Below are 20,200 nucleotides of genomic sequence, written 5' to 3'. Positions count from 1 at the left end.
CAAAAAAAGATACACGCTCTTTTTATTCAAATACTTTTTTAAGCCCAAACATTACCCCCAATGAACACCATCAATCTCCACGTGCAAGACAACATTGCAACCATCACGCTCAATCGCCCCGATGTTTATAACGCATTTAATGATGAACAAAGCTATGAGCTGCAGGACGCCCTGAAGCAGGCAGAAAAAGATCCACAGGTAAGAGCCGTGGTCCTCACCGGTGCCGGCAAAGCCTTTTGCAGCGGACAGGACCTGAAGGCCGCCATGGAAGCAGGCGATCGTAAGCTGAGTGAATCTCTGCACAAACGGTACAACCCTATCATCCGGGCCATCCGCAATATGCCCAAGCCCGTTATCTGCAAATTGAATGGCGTAGCCGCCGGCGCTGGATGCTCGCTGGCACTGGCCTGCGACCTGATCATTGCCAGCGAAACAGCCTCAATGATTGAAATCTTTATCAATATCGCCCTGGTGCTGGATTCCGGATCATCTTATTTCCTGCCCCGTACTGTTGGCTACCACAAAGCGTTCGAGCTGGCCACCAAAGCCACAAAACTCTCTGCCACCGAAGCCATGGAACTGGGACTGGTCAATAAAGTAGTAAAAGGAGAGGAGCTGGATCAGGCTGTTGAGACAGAAGCATTGTTTTATGCCAATGCACCTACCAAAGCCATTGCATTATTAAAGAAAATGCTGACCAAAGGAATGACTGAAGACCTGGATACCGTATTGGATTACGAAGCATACTGCCAGGAAATCGCCGGTAAAACTACCGACAATAAAGAGGGAATCAAGGCATTCATCGAGAAAAGAAAACCTGTCTTCACCGGTAATTAAAATAAGTAGCGGTCTGACCAAAGGTCAGACCGCTACAAAATATGTTATCATTATACGACTAGAGGCCGCTCAAGCTGATACCAAAGGAATAAGCGTTTACTGAATATGAGCTGTTATCTTTAAACATTCCATTCAGCGCATAAGTACCAAATATAGCAAAGTTGCCATAACCTACTCTTGCTGTACCTACCAGACGGAAAGTATTAAACCAGTATGTACTGCCTTCTTTTTCAATAACTTTAAAACCACTGCTGCTACCAACTGTACGGGTATGGGCATTCAGCAGATAACCCGCTTTCAGACCAATCGCACCCTTGAAACCTTTGTTAGCATTGTCTGGTACCTCACGGAAACGCAGTTCCAAAGGGATCTCCAGGTAAGTAGTACTCAGTTTTGATTTCTTATACGCATCTGTAGAAGTTTTGGACGGAACACTTGTATTCGTGATGTCCAGCGTCATGCCGTTAAAAATATAGTTGTCAGACCCTATTCCTAAACCTGGCGCAATGCTCATATTACTTCCTGGCAGCTGTATGTCGTACATCAGGGCAACATTAAACGTCCGGTTAAACTTGGTATCGAGGTTACCAGCACCTGTACCAGTCAGGCCAACATACCCAAATTCGATCACCAGGAAGTCCTTGGAATGCTTATTGCCCGTCTTTGCTTTTGTCGAAACGATAGTGCTAGGCGTGTTATCCTGGGCAAAAATTCCGAAAGAAACGCCCAGTAAACCAAGCGTAAAGAATATTTTCTTCATGTTTAAGTATAAAGTCTTGAAAAAGAATATTAGGCAAATTTAATGGAATAGGAATAAAACAAAGGGTTAAAATATTCCCAAAATCCCCTTCCGGCTCAGACCTCCCTTTTTGTAAAATGAATTTTAATCTATAACTTTTGCGGTTTAATCTGTTTTAATACCTATGATCGAGAATGCCCCCAACGAACAGGAGGAGCAGGAATGCCCTGATGCCTGCTTTCAATGTAATAGCCCGGATTATGAACCTGGCTATACCGTCAGGTTATGTAAAACATGCCGAAAACGATTTAGCCGCTACCCGTTAAAGAAAAATATCTTGCTGGGAGCCATCGGGTTAGGTATCCTCTTCGCCGTTTCTCTATACAGCTTTCAGTATCACTTTAAGGCCGCTATCTCTTACGAGAAAGGAATCACTTATGCTGATAACCGGGATTTTGTGTCTGCCGAAAATGAATTTCAATCCATACTTAAGAGGTACCCACAGAACGGTGCTTCCAAAGTTCATCTGCTCACTGCTTATTTTTACAATAATAAATTGGAAGCAGCTGATTCGATAAGAAATGAATTAGAAAAAAATCCATCTCTCAGGTATAAAGAGGATCTGACAGAAGAAGTAGCCACTTTTAAAGATCTGTGGGATAAAACCCACGCTCAAAATCCCGATCTGGCCACTGCCGGGGAGTGCCTCGAAAGAAACCGTCTGCCTGAAGCAGACAGCATATTAAGAAAACTCGTTCATGCTAACCCTACCAACTGGACGGCATCTCTGCTGCTCTCTAAATGTCTGAGACAGGAACAAAAATACACAGAAGCGCTATCCATATGTGATCGCATGCTATCCTATAATCATCAACTCCCAGCTGCGCTCGCAGAAAAAGCGACCCTGCTGAAAACAGTAAAATAACTTATGATCTTTGTACCCGGTATATATATCATGCTCATCACCTTCCCAGGTGTAGTAGTCCATGAATTCGCGCACCAGTTATTCTGCCGGATCTTCGGCGTTGCAATATTTGAAGTAAAATATTTCCAGATGGCTAACCCCGCCGGCTATGTAAAACATGAACCGGTACGTAATCCCATTCACCAGCTGTTCATCTGCATCGGACCATTTATTATCAATACCTTACTGGGACTGACAATCGCCTTTCCTGCAGCTGTACCCGTATTTATTCTTGGTGAAGGGAACTTCCTGGATTTTGTCATGCTGTACTTTGGGTTCTCTATCGCTATGCATGCCTTTCCCAGCACCACAGATGCCAAAGTGCTGTGGGACACCATCTGGCATGGAGACAATATACCATTATGGCTCAAAATCCTCACCGTTCCCATCGTAGCGCTTATCTACCTGGGTGCAGCAGGATCTATGTTCATGCTGAATTTACTATATGGAATGGGAATCGCGTTTGGCTTACCAGTGCTGATTATGAAATTCCTGGCTAATTATTACTAACTGAAGAGGTACAATACATCTTCCTTCGTCAGCTTCTTGATAAAGCCGCTATCGTCAGCAATGATTTCCTTTACCAGTGATTTCTTACGCTCCTGTAGCTGAAGGATTTTTTCCTCTACGGTATCCTTACAGATCATGCGGTAAGCAAAGATGTTTTTCGTTTGCCCAATACGGTGCGTACGGTCTATCGCCTGTTGCTCTACAGCCGGGTTCCACCATGGGTCTACAATATATACATAGTCTGCCGCTGTGAGGTTCAGACCCACACCACCCGCTTTGAGCGAGATGAGGAATACACGGCATTCTTCATTGTTCTGGAAATTCTGGATCGCCCTTTCACGCTCGCTGGTACTGGTGCTACCATCAAAATACTCAAACTGTACTTTCATGTGCTGCAGCTTTTCCCTGATCAGGCCCAGCATGCCGAGGAACTGGGAGAAGATCAGCACCTTGTGGTTACTGATGTTCTCTGACATTTCGCGGGTCAGCTCATGCAGCTTCACGGAGTGATTTGGATACTGTTCTGCCTCATTGAGGATAGCAGGGGAGTCACAGATCTGGCGCAGTTTCATCAAACCTTGCAGAATGGTAAGCTGTGAACGCTCCATACCCTGATCTTCTATCACCCCCAGGATCTTGCTACGATAAGAGTTGCGGTATGCATCATAAATATGCCTTTGCTCCGCATCCATTTCACAGAAGATCACGGTCTCAATCTTCTCAGGCAGATCCTTTGCTACCTGCTCCTTAGTACGGCGCAGTATGAAAGGATAGATCAGTTTACGCAGGTGATCCTTGCGCTCTTCATCCTGGAACTTGTCAATCGGTGTGGCAAATTCATTGCGGAAGAAGTCTACACTACCCAGCATTCCCGGGTTCAGGAAGTTCATCTGGGCATATATATCAAAGGTGTTGTTCTGCATCGGGGTACCACTCAGCGCCAGCTTATTGCGGGTATTGAGCAGTTGTGCAGCCTTGGTCACCTTACTTTGCGGGTTCTTGATTGCCTGCGATTCATCCAGTACTACATAGTCCAACGCCAGTTTCATCAGCAATGTAATGTCACTGCGCAGGGTACCATATGTGGTGATCAGGATATCGAATTTTTGTAACGTTTCTGCATCCTTCAGCCGGGCAGGACCATGATGTATATGATATTTCATGGAAGGGGTAAACTTCCTGATTTCATTTTCCCAGTTGTAGATCAGCGTAGTAGGACATACTACCAGCGCCATGCACTTGTCGTCGTTTTTGTTCTTGTAGTGCTGTATAAAGGTCAGCGCCTGAATGGTCTTACCAAGACCCATGTCATCTGCCAGAATACCGCCCCACTTCACTTCGTCGAGATAGTTCAGCCACTGGAACCCGCTTTCCTGGTATGGACGGAGGGTCGCATGGAGGTTGTGAGGCAGGTCGATGTTGCGGATCTCGTCGAACTGCAACAGCTTTCTACGCTTGGATTCCAGCTCCATCAGGATCGCTTCGTCATCAATAAACTCATAGAGTTCATCTATCACGCTGAAGTTATACTTACTCAGTTTCAGCGCACCCTTATCTTTTTCTTCCCCGATCTTGAAGAGCAGGGAATATTTCTTCAGCCATTCTTCCGGCAGCAGACCCAAAGAGCCATCTGCCAGTTGTACGTAGTTCTGTTTGTTGTTCAGCGCGTGCTTGATATCGCGGATGCTTACTTTCTGATCACCATACAATACTTCGATCTGGGCATCGAACCAGTCGATGCCGGAGCTGATCTGTAAGTTGGTAACCGGCTTGTAGGCACTGAATTTAAAGTTCTTCAGGTTCTCAAACCCAAACACACGTACATTCATTTCCTTCAGGGCATCGAAGAAGAGGAAGAACCAGTTGTTCTTCAGCGCTTCTTTTGCTCTCAGGAAGAAGTAGTTGTTATTGGTAGGTGTGGAGAAGCTGGTATGCAGGGCAGACAGCTTTTCTACGAACTGCTGTTCCGCCTCTTTATTACGGTGAATGATCAGCACCTTGTTCCCTTCCTGCACGGTGATTTTCGAATCATCATTCCACTCCACTTCCTGCCCATGATAGGCGAATCCCGGCTGGATAATGAACGTTTCACCTACTTCACGCAGGAATACCCTGGCCTCAGGCACCACATCGTCTACTTCTGCCAGCAGGGTATGATCAAATTGTATATTATACTGTTTGCTCAGTGGCAACAGGTAATCTTTCAGATAAGTACCCCATTCACCAGCCGGAATGCGCAGGCGACCCTGTTCGCGGAACAGTTCTACATGCAGTGCATCCTGTGGATTTTCGAACAGGTACAATACACCATTTTTCAGAAACAGGATCGGGCAGTCCCATTCATTGTCCGATACACTCATCAGTTCCCCCTGTATAGATACATGGCAGGTGATATCAATGGCATCCTTGCCTGCATGTGTCTTGAAAATGGGTTGCAACCTTTCCCCTGCCAGCTGTACGACCTGGAGGTTCCTGGTTTTAAATGGCTGACGGTTGGTCAACAGGAACAATAAGCCATGAGCTGCTATCTGCGGAAACAATTTGGCAAGCTTGGGATGCAGGTATTCCAGCATCAGCTCCTTGGTTTCCGTAGGCAGGGCCGACTCGTTATTGTCGTGGGTGATGTTTTCCCATATGCCCGCAAAAGGGGAATTCTTGCTCAGGAACTTGCTCACTTCCGTACCCTGCACCTTACGGATAGGGGTGATCAGGTCGCGATCAGGTTCTTTATATTGGTAAAAATCAACGTACTTGGTCAGGTCCAGCCTATTCACCAGCGATACAAACGCATCCCCCTCATCATTCACTTCTCCGCTCACCAGGTCAATCCTGAAGAAAGGGTACAATGACTCGTTGGCATTGAATACAATACCCAGTCTGTGAGTGATCACAGCCGCAGTTTCAGTAGGAGGGGGCGGTGCTGGCAGACGGCCGGCATTCAGTCCATCTACTCTTTTGATACTCGGATCCAATACCCGCAGGAACGGTTTTCCTTCCATATAAGAGAAGGTGAATTTACCATTCAGATCATCGCTAAGAGAGTAACCATACAGCGCAAGCAGTTTGTTCTTCTCCTTATCCCAGTTACGCAAACTATCAAAGTAGTAAGCCCCCTGGGTATTCAGCAGGTTCAGGAACAGGGCGGTTTTATGCTTACAGATCGCATGTTCCGACTCATCACAGGTACAGCTGGTATCAAAAAAACGCTCCTCGTTCCGCTGCAGAATAACAGGGTATTCGGTACCGTTGTCTTTCACAATCGCCTCTACTTTCTCATCTTTTGCTGACTGAACTTTGATGGCTTTGCTCTGTTTGGCCAGTTTCTCCGCTTCCATGAACAGGTCATTGGAGGTAAGGAGCTTCAGGGCCTTTATATCAATCGACTTAATTTTCACCAGTGTATGCTGCTGGCTATATGAAATTCCAAAACTTTCAAACTGGTTCTTGTCCAGCATTTCCTGCAACTGGAACATGGCAGCAGCCTCATGGCGGCAAATGTCTCCCAGGTTGTAGGGACATTGACAGCGCACAGACATGTTGCTGGTCTCGTGATATTTGTTGATGGAAACGCGGTAGTAGTTAGCATGGGTATCGCTCTTCACCCGAAAGGTGGCCGATTTCAGGATAGGGTCTGCCTCAATCAATTCCACACCACCATTAGCAAATATGCGTTTCCCCCTGCGGATCACCTCATCGGTTCCGTTATTGTACACATATTTGAGCAACTGGGGTAGCGACATAGTATCAGTTTGCCTTATTTTATTCTGACCACTTGCGGGTTAAAAACTAAAATATTTAGCAGATGGCTAGAAGGCAATTCACAAAAGTACACAGAAAAATCGTAAAAAAGATGAGCGGGAGGGACGCAGTGAAGGGTCAGACAAGGTCCCTGCAGACAAACCCCTGAACAGAAGGGGGTTTCAATAAAATGAATAGCCCCCGGCAAGGAAAATCGCCGGGGACTTTAAGATTTATTTTACAATTACCAACTCTCCATTTTTATAAAGCGGAAGCACATTTGCCCCGTCGGGAGTCAGGCAATACTGAATGTCTTTTTGCAGACCAAACTTCGCCAGACGCTTGTAATGCGATGCCTGGGTCATCATTTCCTGGATATTATCCTTGTTGGAGGTATACAGCATTTCAGCAGCAAGGGCAGCATCATCATTAATAATGAAGTGCTCCTTAATGCGACTGATCACAGCACCGGCAAAGAGCGTGTCTTCCAGGTTCACCTTATCCTTCCAGGCAGCGCAACCCAGTATCACAGGGCGCTTTTGCGCAATCAGGTAATCGCACACCGCAGAGAGATTAGGGAAAGAACCCGTAATGATCTGTTCCGCATCCTTAGCCATATGCAACAGCTTGGTGCCATTGGTAGTAGTAAGCACCAGTGTTTTGCCCCCGATAAACCCGCGGGTGTATTCAAAAGGCGAATTACCATGCTCCAGACCTTCAGCTACCCGGCCGTCTCTTTCACCGGCAGTGATCGCCCCCAGTTCGGTACCTATACGGATACAATCCGGCACGGTGGCTACCGGTATTACCCTGGCAGCGCCATTGTACAGTGCTGTACAAATGGTGGATGTGGCTCTCAAAACATCGATAATCACTACAATACTACCTTTTATCTCATGCAGGTGCAGTAAAGCAGGCGATAAACATACTTCTAAAGATGGTAACTGTGTTTCTTCTTTGCTCATTATCAATCTAATATTACTCTCCATTTTTCGGTCTCCGCATAGTCCTTGATGACATCATTACGCATCTTCAGCAACTGCGTCATGTACCTGTTCAGATACAACTTCTCAAACCATCTGCCCAGACGCCCGTAAGGGGTGCCATATTCAAATACATCAATAGCTATCGTAGCATTTTCGATTTGCTTAAAATGATGTTCATGCTTCATATAGGTAAAGTCTCCGTTTACCATCTCGTCACAGAAATACTCTTTATGGCGCATCTCCGTAATGCGGGTGGTCAGCTGTCTGATTTTACCCAAATGTTTAGCTTGCCAGGTCACTGTTTCGTCAGCTTCAATCAGACCGTTTACACAGCCTTTTATCGCGTCTTCCTGCAGGTGCGACATACTGCGCTTGTGCAGGGTGATACTCCGGCTCAGGTCAAAAACCCTGTCCATTGGAGCACGAATTACAGTAGTTAGATGAATGGTAGGCATAGCGATATGGTTTTAAAAAGGTGTATTAGCTTAAGAACGGTACTTTCACCACCTTGGCTTTCAATAGCTTATCCCTTACAGCTACAAAGATCTCGGAATCCAGTGCGGCAAAAGGTGTTTGAACATAGCCCAGACCTACCGCTTTCTGCATAGAAGGCGATTGTGTACCAGAAGTAACGCGGCCTATGACCTGACCATTGGCATCCTTGATTTCATAGTCATGACGGGGAATGCCCTTGTCAACCATTTCAAAACCTACCAGTTTCTGTTTCAAACCGGCAACCTTTTGCGCTTCAAAGATACTACGTGCCGTAAATTCTTTTGTAAATTTCGTGATCCAGCCCAGACCAGCTTCAAGCGGAGAGGTGCTGTCGTCAATATCATTGCCATACAGACAGAAGCCCATTTCCAGTCGCAGGGTATCTCTTGCTCCCAGACCAATAGGTTTCAGACCTTTAGGACCACCCACCGCGAAGATGGCATCCCAGATCTTGTCTGCATTATCGTCTTTATCTTCAAAATAGATCTCAATACCACCAGCACCGGTATAACCTGTAGCACTGATGATCACATTGGATACACCTGCAAATTCACCTTTCGCGAAAGTGTAGTATTTCAGGTTTACCAGGTCTGTACTGGTCAGGGATTGCAGCATGCTCGCAGCATTAGGCCCCTGAATAGCCAGCAGACAGGTGCGGTCAGAAATATTCTGCATGTCCACACCCTTCGTATTGAATTTGCTGATCCAGTTCCAGTCTTTTTCGATGTTGCTGGCATTTACCACCAGCATATATACCTTATTTTCCTCGATGCAGTACACCAGGAGGTCATCCACAATACCACCTTCTTCATTAGGCAAACAGCTGTATTGTGCTTTCCCAGCCGTCAGTTTGGAGGCATCATTACTGGTTACCCGTTGAATCAGATCCAGCGCATGCTCCCCTTTTAACATGAACTCACCCATATGGCTGACGTCAAATACCCCGGCATTCGTACGCACGGCCTGATGCTCATCATTGATACCAGTGTAAGAGATAGGCATGTTATAACCTGCAAAGGCTGCCATCTTAGCGCCCAGCGCTATGTGTTTGTTTGTAAATGGTGTGTTCTTCATAATCTAATGATCGGTGCTTGTTTTGGGTATGCTTATAGTTTAGTTTTTGTTTAAGCCCCGCAAAAATAGGTTGATTTTCCAAATTCGGCGAAATTGGACCAATAATTGCCTTTTCCGTCACAATAGTTATGCTGCAGCGTCATAAATTTGAACCGGGAATCTAAACAACGTAAAGGATATGAATGTTATTATCCCGCGGTGTATGATTTGCTAACCAACAACTTAGATACCGGGTTATCTCTTGCTTGGAATGACTATCGTCTCTTGATCTCTTTAAAATATGCATACAACTGTGAAGCACTCCATTTGGCTGCTGGCGCTCGTGCTGCCTTCTGCGCAACTGACCGCCCAAAAGAAAGCCGACCGTAAGACTCTGGGAAACCTACAGACCCACATTAGCTACCTGGCCAGCGACAAATTGGAAGGACGCCTCACGGGCAGTCCCGGTGAACAATTGGCGGCTAGCTACATTTCAGCACAAATGAAACAAGCCGGCCTGACTCCCAAAGGAGACAATGGCTACCTCCAGACGTTCCCTGTCAATGAAGGCAAAACCATCGATCCTGCCAGCTCCCTGACAATTAATAACAACGCGCTCATACCCGTTGAACAGTACATTCCATTGCCTTTCAGCGCTCAAAAGCGTGCAAAAGGCGATGTAATGCCAGCGGTAAATGAACCGGATAATATCTGGTTGCTCAATGTAAAAGACATTGAATCTGATCCACATACTGATCCGCTGGAGATCTACCACCAGGCAGCTGCCGAAGCAGCAAAAGCCGGAGCAACCGGGGTTGTTTTCTACAATGGCCCTGAAACTGCTGCCGATGTACATAAATGGTTGTCAAAAGAAACCACCCCACTCACCATTCCGGTAATGTGGGTGACAGACGGCATCAGCAAAACCATGGAAAATGCTGAAGAAGTTCAGGTGAGTATGAACGTGGTCTTTGGCGCCAGTAAACGCACCGGCACCAATGTAATCGGTTTTTTGGACAATAAAGCACCTGCTACTATCATCATAGGTGCTCACTTTGACCACCTTGGCAAAGGAGAGGACCATAACTCCCTGGCCCCCAATGATAAATCTATTCACAATGGCGCCGATGACAATGCCAGCGGTACAGCAGCGCTGATTGAACTGGCCCGCTTACTGAAAGCTGCGCATTTCAATAAATACAACGTCCTGTTCACCGCCTTCTCCGGGGAAGAACTGGGCCTCTTTGGTTCCAAATATTTCGCAGATCATTCCCCTGTGGAGCTGGGATCGGTGGATTATATGATCAATATGGATATGATAGGCCGCCTGGATACATCCAAAGGTTTGCAGGTAGGAGGGGTAGGCACCTCTCCCGTATGGCCGGAGGTCGTAAAAGCAGCGGCGCCGGCAGGCATAAAACTGACTTTCGATTCTTCAGGCACAGGGCCTTCCGATCATACTTCTTTTTACCTGAAGAATATACCGGTGCTGTTTTTCTTCACCGGCTCCCATGCTGATTATCACAAACCTTCTGACGATGCGGACAGGATTAATTATAATGGTGAAGTGGTGGTGCTGAAGATGGTGTATGATATCGTGGAAAAAACGAATGGCATGACCAAACTGGCATTTACCAAAACGAAGGATAAGCAGATGGCTACCAGTACCCGTTTTTCCGTGACCCTGGGTATTATGCCCGATTATACCTGGCAGAAGAATGGGGTACATGTAGATGCGGTCACAGAGGGAAAAACCGCATACAAAGCGGGTTTAGCTGCGAATGACATCATTATTAAGCTGGGTAACCATACTGTCGCCAACCTCGAAGATTACATGCAGGCCCTCGCCAGCTTCAAAAAAGGCGACAAGACAACTGTATGGGTAAAAAGAGGTGCACAGGAAAAGAAATTCGATATCCAATTCTAAACAGACCACAGAAGACGCATACGCACGCACAAAAAACGCTTCTGCCATACGGCAAAAGCGTTTTTTGTGCTATTTTTTCTAAATCCGGTATCTTGCAGCTTCAATATCGTGATATGAAGCCTGTTTTGTTGATATTTACGGTAGCCACCATCTTCTTTTCGTGTAATCAGTCGCGTAACGATAACCGGGATGCCTCAGCTTACGACGTCGTGACCGAGAAAAGCTATGTGCTACGCAATGCCCAACCAGTGAGTAGTGACTCCCTTACCAATATCGTCTTACAGCGTCAGGAAGAAATGGCCCGCATACTGGAAAGACATGGGTTCAAAAAACACCTCGTCACCAAAGACAGCCTCCTCTTCCGCCGTGCAAACGGGTTGGAAGTTATGCTCGAACTACCGGCGCCTGAAGATGCCTGGCAGTCAAATACGATCATCGCATTTGACCCGCAGAAAAGCCCGCTGTTCATCAACCTGAAAAAAGATAGCACGCAGGTGACCAATTATATTAAATAACCCTCTTACATCATTTGGGACCTAGACAAGACATACGCCTTTGTGTTGATGCAGTTGTATTTGGTTACACTGCCAAAGGAAGCATTTCCGTATTGCTGATCAAACGGACAATAGACCCTTTTATTCATGACTGGGCACTACCCGGTGGCTTCGTACTGAATGGCGAAACACTGGAAGACGCCGTGACACGCGAACTGCTCACCGAAGCCGGTGTGCACATCAACTACCTGGAACAGCTGTATACCTTCGGCAGACCAGAACGCGATCCCCGTGGCAGGATTATTTCCATCGCCTTCTTCGGACTCGTCAATCCTACTAACTTCAAGCTGGCAGCCAGCTCAGATGCTGAAGACGCCCGCTGGTTCGATATAAAACACTTACCCGCATTGGCGTTTGACCACGGCGAGATCGTATCTACCGCTGTCAAAAGATTGCGTAACAAAATCCGGTACGAACCTATCGGCTTCGAATTGCTGGATAAGAAGTTTCCTATTTCTGACCTGGAAAAACTGTATGAAACTGTTCTGGACCGCCCTATAGACAGACGTAACTTCCAGAAGAAAATGAATCACTTTGGGATATTAATGGAACATAATGAAAAACTAAAACATCCCTCCGCAGGCAGACCCGCCAAGTTGTACAGTTTCAATGAAGAACGGTATTTTCAATTGAAGCAGGAAGGAATTATGTTCGAAATCTAATGGATCATAACTGACATTCTTTATATCCCCCTACCTGTCAAAAAGGAGGGGGATTTTTTATCATTGATAATCAATACGTAAACTATATTTGTGTACATTTCACCAAAAATATTTTGCGTATATAAAAGAACCCTTTTATATTTGTGTAGAAGTTACACAAAACACTGGTATATGACAACGCTAAAACCGACAGGAGTAATCATCGCCCGCTTTCAGACACCCAGCCTTCACGAAGGTCACCTGGAACTGATCCGGCAGGTAAAGCAAAAGCATAACCGCCTTATCATCGTACTCGGCGTAAGCCCGGTGAAAGGTAGCCGCAAGCATCCGCTGGATTATTATACCAGGGAGAGAATGATCAAACAACTCTTCTCCGATATCATCATCCTCCCGCTGAGCGATCAGGCCGATGATAAAGTATGGTCCTCCAAACTGGATGAATTGCTCTCGACTAACTTCCCCCACGAATCATTCGTGCTGTACGGCAGCCGGGATAGTTTCATCCCTTACTACGGTGGCCGATATCCAACCAATGACCTGCCTCCTGTAAAGGACTACAATGCTACCGCCCTGCGCGAAGCAGTGTCTGACAAAGTGTTTGATACTGAAGAATTCAGAGCCGGCATTATCTACAATACATACAATCAGTTTCCGAAAGTATATCCAACCGTAGATATCGCCGTATTCAGACACAATCGCACAGAATTGTTACTGGGTCGCAAACCTGCCGAACATGCCTGGCGCCTGCCCGGTGGTTTCACAGATCCTGAAGATCAAAACTTTGATGCCGCCGCCCGCCGCGAATTGCAGGAAGAATGTGGTCAACTGGAAACCAGCCCTATGCAATACGAACTCTCCATGCAGATGGACGACTGGCGCTACCGCTCCGAAGTAGACAAGATCATTACGACCTTATTCAGTACTGACCTGATATTCGGAGAACCCATTGCTGCCGACGATATCGCCGCCCTGCGCTGGGTACCGGTTAACAAGCTCAGTGAAATGATCGCTAACGGTGACATCCAACCTGTACACATCCCATTGCTGGAAAAACTCGCTGATAAATATTCTGCTAACGCCTAAATCAAAGAATCATGACAAAGGAAAACCTCATACTCTTAGCCGACGCCTATAAATACTCTCACCACAAACTGTACATACCCGGTACTGAATATATCTACTCCTACCTTGAAAGCCGGGGCGGCAAGTTCAACGAAACTGTATTCTACGGTCTCCAATATCTGCTCATGGAATACCTGCAAGGCGTAGTGATCACCAAAGAAAAAATTGACGAAGCAGAAATTGAATTGAATGAAGTATTTGGTCGCAACGATATATTCGATCGCACCAAATTTGAATATATCATCGAGCAACATGGCGGTCGCCTGCCAATAAGAATCAAAGCCGTTCCGGAAGGTACCGTCACCGCTACACACAATGTACTGATGACTATCGAAAACACCGATCCAAATTGCTTCTGGCTCACCAACTTCCTCGAAACACTGCTTATGCAGGTGTGGTACCCAAGTACCGTAGCTACCATGAGCCGTGAAATTAAAAAAGTCGTAAAGAAATATTACGATGAAACCGCCAGCCCCGCATCTTTCGCAGGCATCGACTTCGTGCTGAATGACTTCGGCTTTCGTGGCGCCAGCTCTGTAGAAAGCGCAGGATGGGGTGGTAGTGCACACCTGATCAACTTTGCAGGTAGCGATACCATCATCGGTTCTACATTTGCCAAAAGATATTACAATGCACCCACCGCTCCCGGCCTCTCTATTCCTGCTACAGAACACTCTATCATGACCTTGTTAGGTGAACCGGGAGAGAAGGAGATCTTCAAACATGTACTGGATAGTTTCCCAACCGGCACCATTGCCTGCGTATCTGATTCTTACAACATTATCAGAGCTTGTGAAGAATACTGGGGTACTGACTTGAAAGAACAGATCCTGCAAAGAGAAGGTACATTGGTGATCCGCCCTGATAGCGGCGATGCTGTTGCAACCCTGTTGAAAGTATTCGAAGTACTCACGGAAAAATTCGGCTACACGATCAATGAAAAAGGTTACAAAGTATTGCCTCCGCAGGTACGCGTTATCCAGGGTGATGGTATTAGCTATTCTTCTATCCCCACCATCTACGAAGCATTGAAAAATGCCGGTATCAGCGCCGAAAACCTGGTATTGGGTATGGGTGGAGCACTATTACAGAGAGTGAACAGAGATACGCAGGAATACGCTTTAAAATGCGCTTACGCAGTGGTAAATGGGAAAGGCATCAATGTACAGAAAAACCCATTGGAACTGGATGCAAACGGTAACACCCGTGTCTCTTTCAAGAAATCCAAATCCGGCAAACAGGTATTAGTGAAAAAAGATGGCGCCTTTGTCACCATCCCCGAAAGTGAATCTGCCGGCCTTAAAGATGAATTGGTTACCGTGTTTGAAAATGGAGAAATAAAAACTTCATATACATTTAACGATATCAAGACCAGAGCACAGATCTGACCTTTCATCTATTGTTTGTCTCTTCATACGGCCTGCGGCAATTCCTGAAATGCCCGCCGCAGGCCTCGTCCTTAGCAAAAAGAAACGCTTCTATACAGAGCTGGTACAACATCGCACCTAAGCCGGCTTTACAAATAGTTATACTCCAGCATGGAGGCGTTACTGCAAAAAAAGCCGGCTGTTGACCTTCTTAACACCCTCTCTCTTGCCTGTGTAAGAGGGAGGGTGTCTTGTGTAAATACTCACTGTTTTGTAATTTCCCACCATGTTTTTACTAATTCCGGGTAGACATCACCTATTGTCAGACTTTCAGTTCAAGTACCTGCACAGATTATTGCAGAACCAACTGGAAGGAGAGCAGGATGTTCAGGGCCAGGCTATGCCAGCTTCCGCTATCACAGCGGTTATATTTGCCGTTACTTCCGCCAATCACCTGGGTACAAAGCGTAACCCGGTTCCTTTCTATCTCCGCTCCATGATCATCCAGGAGTTTTCCAGTTATCTGGATATCCCTGTGTTTGTATATGGAATAGACGATGTGGGCGAGATCAATGACTTCGCAGGCTATACACTCAAGAGTATCCGTCATAGCAGCGAAGGTTTGCACCAGCTCACGCCTGAAAATACCGTGGTCATTTGCAGTACACCGGTAAAGGATATGTACACTTCCCTTGGTTACAAAGTATTGCCTGCGGAACTGGATATCACCACCGGCAACCTGGAACATCCATTGCCGTGGGACATTGTTCGCCTCATTGCCCAATCTCCGGACTGGCAAAAGGATAGAACAGTATTGGATCTCATCCATCCCGCTTCGTTCAAGATCTGGAAGCAGTACAAGATAGGGGAGAAGGTACAGCACATTCTCAAAGACCCCATCATTGGGGCAGATGGCGACCTCACCGCTACCCGCGATTACAATGCCTATGTAAAACAAATGGACGATATCGCCGCCCTGAAATACCAGGAGACAGCGCCCTATATACAACCCGGCAACATCGGTGATATTGGCTGTGCAGCCGGCTCATGGATCAAAATGGGCTGCGAGGATGATCGCCTCCATGAATGTGATTTCTATGGTATCGAAGTGTCCCGTCATCTCTTTGAAATATGCTACCAGCGTAAACACAATGGCGATTTCGCAAATCCATCCGTCTTCTTCTCCCAGAAGAATGCGGTGACCAGTCTTGTCTTTGATGCGAGTAGTATGAACACCATTCATACCTCTTCGCTCACCCACGAAATTGCCTCTTATGGCAGTGAGCAGGACCTGCGTGATTTCATCGCCAACCGTTACCAGGAGCTGGCTCCCGGTGGTGTATGGATCAACAGGGATGTGGTAGGACCTGAGAACAAAGACGAGGTCGTGTTACTCTGGCTGGATCATACAGATGGTGAAAACAAACTTCCTGCACAAGGTATCACCGACAATCAGGAACTGGCTGCTGCATTGGAGAAACTCTCTACCCGTGCTAAGTTCATTCGCTTTGCCCAGGATTTCCGCCACCAGGAAGATTATAAACTGGCTTATGAATGGGTCACCATCGGTGGGCAAACCTATTGCCGCCTGCGTATGCAGGATGCCTGTGAATTCCTCTTTACAAAAGATTATACTGATAACTGGCTGAGTGAAATGCACGAAACCTTCTGTTTCTGGAGTTTTGCTGACTGGCAAAAAGAGCTGGAAACTGCCGGCTTCCGGGTAGATAGATTGTCTAAGCCATACAGGAATGAATGGATTGTAGAAAACAGGCTGGAAGGGAAAACAAAACTCTTCAGGCAGGAAGAAGATCAGTTACAGGAGATACCGTTCCCTGTATCACATATGCTCCTCTTAGCAAGAAAGTAATTTAAGCCGGCCGCAGGCCATCAGCAAGCCTCCGCGAAAAAATCGCTTTCGCCGAAGGTAAAAGCATTTTTGGCGTTCAAACAAAAAGGCCGGAGTAAGATTACTCCGGCCACTTCTTAAACCTACAACTGTTACACTGTGTTTGTAACGTATCTTAAATATCTTTTTTCTAATTCAATGAAGCCTCCTCAATCTCTGCTGCATAAGGTGCCACCAGTCTTTGTCTGATCAGTCGCTTTGCAGAAGGCTTATTCCATCCAAACCTGTCCATAAAACCATCCACAATCTTGTACACCACAGGTACCACAATCAATGTCAGGAACATAGAACTGATCAGCCCACCAATGATCACCCACGCCAAACCATTCTTCGTCGCAGATACACCACCCGTTGCCAACGCAATCGGCAACATACCAATCACCATCGCAATCGTCGTCATCAGGATCGGACGCAGACGCGCATTGTTCGCATGAATCAGCGCCTCATTCGTAGACTGACCCTGCTCTTTCATCTGGTTCGTAAAGTCCACAAGGATAATCGCGTTCTTCGCCACCAGGCCAATCAACATAATCATACCCAGGATGGTAAAAATGTTCAGCGTATTATTCGTCAGCGCCAGTGCCAGCAAGGCACCAATAATCGCCAGCGGAATAGAGAACAACACCACGAAAGGATAAATATAGTTGTCATACAGCGCCACCATGATCAGGTATACCATCACAATAGAGATCAGCAATGCTGCACCCATCGTACCAAATGAATCTCCCTGATTCTCTGCATCACCCGCCCACAGGTAACTTACACCCACCGGTTTGCGCAGTGGCTCAATCTTTTTGGCAAATTCTGCCTGCACCGTACCTGATGGCACACCAATCACCTGAGATTTTACAGATACAGATGTATTCTTATCCCTTCTTTCCAGCTGACTTGGACCAGAACCTTCAGAAACGGTAGCGAACTGTGATAATTTGACCAGCTGGCCTTTGTTATTTACAAACTGAATATTTGATACATCCGTCAGATTCTTTCTATCAAAATCATCAAAGCGGATATTGATATCATACTCATAATCCCCTTGTCTGAACTTAATCTTACTATCATCAGCAGTACCACTAAAAGCGGTCTGCATAGTCCCCCCCACATTTTCCAGTGTCAATCCCAGCGCAGACATCTTATCACGATCCACCGCTACGTTGATTTCCGGGTTACCTTCTTCTACAGAGAGCTTTACATCACTGGTACCATCTATTTTCTTCAACACTGCCATCGCCTCTTTTGCAAACACCATGGCACTATCCAGTTCGGAACCCATTACCACCAGTTCAATCGGTGCGGATTCCGCAGTACCCAGGATACTCACATCCATGGTTTTTACTTTTACACCTGGCAGTATCTTACGTAACTCAACTTTCATTTGCGCCGCATAGATATCTGCACTTACCGCGCGCTCTTTAGCATCTACCATCATCACCGTGATCTCTGATTTATAAGCGGTAGACTGCGAAGTACCAAAACCATCCTCACTCGTCTGACCTACTGTCGTAATCAAACGGGTTACTTCTTTCTGTTTGGAGAGTAAAGCTTCCGCCTTGCGGGTAGCCTGATTACTCTGTTCTACAGATGCATCTTTTGGCATCTCCAACACTACGATAAACTGTCCGCGGTCACCTTTCGGGATAAATTCACCTCCGATATAACCATTCACTACCAGGCTGAAAGAAGCTACCAGCAATACAATCGCTGCCAGAATCGTCCAGCGCTTATGGTTCAGCGCCCATTTCAATATACCAGTCATCCACTCTGTAAAGGATGTCAGCTGACGCTCAAACCACAGAATGAATTTCTCAAACCAGTTCTTACCTGTGATGTGTTCCAGCTTACCAAAGCGGGAAGATAACAGCGGCACGATCATGAAAGAAGACAATAAGCTCAACATGGTAGAGATCATCACCACCACACAGAACTGACGCACAATCTGCGATACCATTTCATTCGTCAGAGAGATCGGCAGGAATACTACCACGATTACCAGGGTAATGGAAGTAACGGTAAAACCGATTTCTTTCACCCCGTCAAAAGCCGCTCTTACCCTGTTTTTACCCATCTCCATGTGACGGTAAATATTCTCCAACACCACGATCGCATCATCCACCAGGATACCTACCACCAGCGATAAACCCAGCAGTGACATCAGGTTCAGAGAGAACCCCATCAGCTTCATTCCAATGAAGGTCGCTACCAATGATGCAGGTATAGAGATCATTACGAAGATCGCACTACGAATACTGTGCAGGAACAACAGCATCACCGCAGCCACCAGCAGGATCGCAATAATCAGGTCATGAATCACTGAGTCAGCAGATTCCAGCGTAAAGTCGGAAGAGTCATTCGCAATAAATATCTTCAGGTGAAAAGATGCATAATCATGCTCAATCTCTGCAATCGCTTTCTTCATTTCCTCACTCACTGTTACAGCATTCGCATCCGATTGTTTCTGCACCATCAATGCAATCGCGCTTGTACCATCTACACGGGCTATGCGGTCTACATCTTTCTGTGCATCCTGCACATCAGCAATATCTTTCAGTCTGATCTGTGTACCATCATCGCTTGTGCTGAGTACCAGGTTACGCAACTGATCTACATCTTTATATTTACCAGCCAGACGGATCAGGATCTGCTGATCGAGTGTCTTTACCTTACCGGTAGGGAAGTCGAGGTTCGCATTCGTTACTACAGAACGTACTGTATTGATAGACATTTTATAAGCTTCCAGCTTATGAGGGTCTACATTGATCTGTATCTCTCTTTCCTGACCACCGATCACTGAAACCTGGGCCACACCACCCAAACGGGACAGCAATGGCTGGATCTTTTTATCTACCAGGTCATAAAACTGCTTGCTATCCATATCAGCAGTAGCAGACAACGTCATGATAGGTAAGTCATCCAGGGAGAACTTAGTAAGTGATGGTGTTTTGGCATCAGTAGGCAGATCAGACAGTACGGCGTTTACTTTACGCTGTGCATCCTGCAGGGCAATATCTACATTCGCATCATTACTCAACTGTACACTTACAGTAGATAAGCTTTCGTTGGATTTGGAAATGATCTTTTTGATCTTCTCCATAGAAGCCACCGCATCCTCAATCTTCTTGGTGATAGTGCTTTCCACCTCTTTAGGCGAAGCACCGGGATATACGGTAGCAATAGTTACCACCGGTTGACTAAACTTAGGCAACAACTCGTAGTTGAGTGACTGATAACTCATCACCCCCAGCAAAGTAAGGATGGTGAATACCACGACTACGATAGTAGGCCGCTTGATGGATATTTCTGTAATCTTCATTATTTTCTTTTTTTACCCGGAATGTCC

Annotated in this window: 15 protein-coding genes; 9 read left to right on the top strand and 6 right to left on the bottom strand. The window is 46.2% G+C overall.

The genetic code is table 11. The features are described from left to right. Positions 1-60 precede the first annotated feature (60 nt). Positions 61-837 (top strand): enoyl-CoA hydratase-related protein, encoded by a 777-nt coding sequence (locus BW716_RS08055; protein ID WP_083722013.1) that lies wholly within the window; start codon positions 61-63, stop codon positions 835-837. Positions 838-895: 58 nt separating this feature from the next. On the opposite strand, the gene BW716_RS08050 is transcribed toward BW716_RS08055, so the two are convergent. Then, positions 896-1,597, bottom strand: a complete 702-nt coding sequence (locus BW716_RS08050; RefSeq protein ID WP_083722012.1) for a porin family protein — start codon at positions 1,595-1,597, stop codon at positions 896-898. 163 nt (positions 1,598-1,760) lie between these two features. Between BW716_RS08050 and BW716_RS08045 the strand changes: the two genes are divergently transcribed. After that, positions 1,761-2,501, top strand: a complete 741-nt coding sequence (locus tag BW716_RS08045; protein ID WP_083722011.1) for a lipopolysaccharide assembly protein LapB — start codon at positions 1,761-1,763, stop codon at positions 2,499-2,501. A 3-nt stretch (positions 2,502-2,504) separates the two neighbouring features. Continuing rightward, positions 2,505-3,050: a metalloprotease family protein gene (locus BW716_RS08040; protein WP_235643551.1), complete on the top strand. Its 546-nt coding sequence runs from the start codon at positions 2,505-2,507 to the stop codon at positions 3,048-3,050. Here BW716_RS08040 and BW716_RS08035 read toward each other — a convergent pair. The 4 genes from BW716_RS08035 to gcvT all read right to left on the bottom strand — a co-directional run bounded on the left by BW716_RS08035 (position 3,047) and on the right by gcvT (position 9,343). Next, on the bottom strand, positions 3,047-6,790 hold the full coding sequence (locus BW716_RS08035) for a DEAD/DEAH box helicase (RefSeq protein WP_083722010.1): 3,744 nt from the start codon (positions 6,788-6,790) through the stop codon (positions 3,047-3,049). The two genes, BW716_RS08040 and BW716_RS08035, sit on opposite strands and share 4 nt — an antisense overlap. Positions 6,791-7,021: 231 nt before the next feature. Beyond that, complete coding sequence (locus tag BW716_RS08030; protein WP_083722009.1) at positions 7,022-7,753, bottom strand: 2-phosphosulfolactate phosphatase; 732 nt, start codon at positions 7,751-7,753, stop codon at positions 7,022-7,024. A 2-nt stretch (positions 7,754-7,755) separates the two neighbouring features. Continuing rightward, positions 7,756-8,229 carry an SRPBCC family protein gene (locus BW716_RS08025; RefSeq protein WP_083722008.1) on the bottom strand — a complete coding sequence of 158 codons (474 nt, stop codon included), beginning with the start codon at positions 8,227-8,229 and terminating at the stop codon, positions 7,756-7,758. A gap of 25 nt (positions 8,230-8,254) precedes the next feature. Then, positions 8,255-9,343 carry a glycine cleavage system aminomethyltransferase GcvT gene (gene gcvT / locus BW716_RS08020; protein ID WP_083722007.1) on the bottom strand — a complete coding sequence of 363 codons (1,089 nt, stop codon included), beginning with the start codon at positions 9,341-9,343 and terminating at the stop codon, positions 8,255-8,257. 292 nt (positions 9,344-9,635) lie between these two features. Between gcvT and BW716_RS08015 the strand changes: the two genes are divergently transcribed. The 6 genes from BW716_RS08015 to BW716_RS07990 all read left to right on the top strand — a co-directional run bounded on the left by BW716_RS08015 (position 9,636) and on the right by BW716_RS07990 (position 16,824). After that, positions 9,636-11,249: a M20/M25/M40 family metallo-hydrolase gene (locus tag BW716_RS08015; RefSeq protein ID WP_179091038.1), complete on the top strand. Its 1,614-nt coding sequence runs from the start codon at positions 9,636-9,638 to the stop codon at positions 11,247-11,249. A 113-nt stretch (positions 11,250-11,362) separates the two neighbouring features. Next, positions 11,363-11,764, top strand: coding sequence for a hypothetical protein (locus BW716_RS08010; protein ID WP_083722005.1), 402 nt, complete (start codon positions 11,363-11,365; stop codon positions 11,762-11,764). A gap of 14 nt (positions 11,765-11,778) precedes the next feature. Further along, positions 11,779-12,465, top strand: coding sequence for an NUDIX domain-containing protein (locus BW716_RS08005; RefSeq protein WP_083722004.1), 687 nt, complete (start codon positions 11,779-11,781; stop codon positions 12,463-12,465). Positions 12,466-12,636: 171 nt separating this feature from the next. Next, positions 12,637-13,548, top strand: a complete 912-nt coding sequence (locus BW716_RS08000; protein WP_083722003.1) for an NUDIX domain-containing protein — start codon at positions 12,637-12,639, stop codon at positions 13,546-13,548. A gap of 11 nt (positions 13,549-13,559) precedes the next feature. Beyond that, complete coding sequence (locus BW716_RS07995) at positions 13,560-14,975, top strand: nicotinate phosphoribosyltransferase (protein WP_083722002.1); 1,416 nt, start codon at positions 13,560-13,562, stop codon at positions 14,973-14,975. A 265-nt stretch (positions 14,976-15,240) separates the two neighbouring features. Further along, complete coding sequence (locus BW716_RS07990; RefSeq protein ID WP_083722001.1) at positions 15,241-16,824, top strand: transferase; 1,584 nt, start codon at positions 15,241-15,243, stop codon at positions 16,822-16,824. Between the two features lie 169 nt (positions 16,825-16,993). On the opposite strand, the gene BW716_RS07985 is transcribed toward BW716_RS07990, so the two are convergent. Further along, positions 16,994-20,173, bottom strand: a complete 3,180-nt coding sequence (locus tag BW716_RS07985; RefSeq protein WP_083722000.1) for an efflux RND transporter permease subunit — start codon at positions 20,171-20,173, stop codon at positions 16,994-16,996. Positions 20,174-20,200 lie beyond the last annotated feature (27 nt).

Origin of the sequence: [Flexibacter] sp. ATCC 35208 (genome assembly GCF_001975825.1) — a bacterium.
Classification (GTDB): Bacteria; Bacteroidota; Bacteroidia; order Chitinophagales; family Chitinophagaceae; genus Chitinophaga.
Note: the sequence above shows the minus strand (reverse complement) of the source record. Positions and strands in the feature narration are given on the sequence as shown.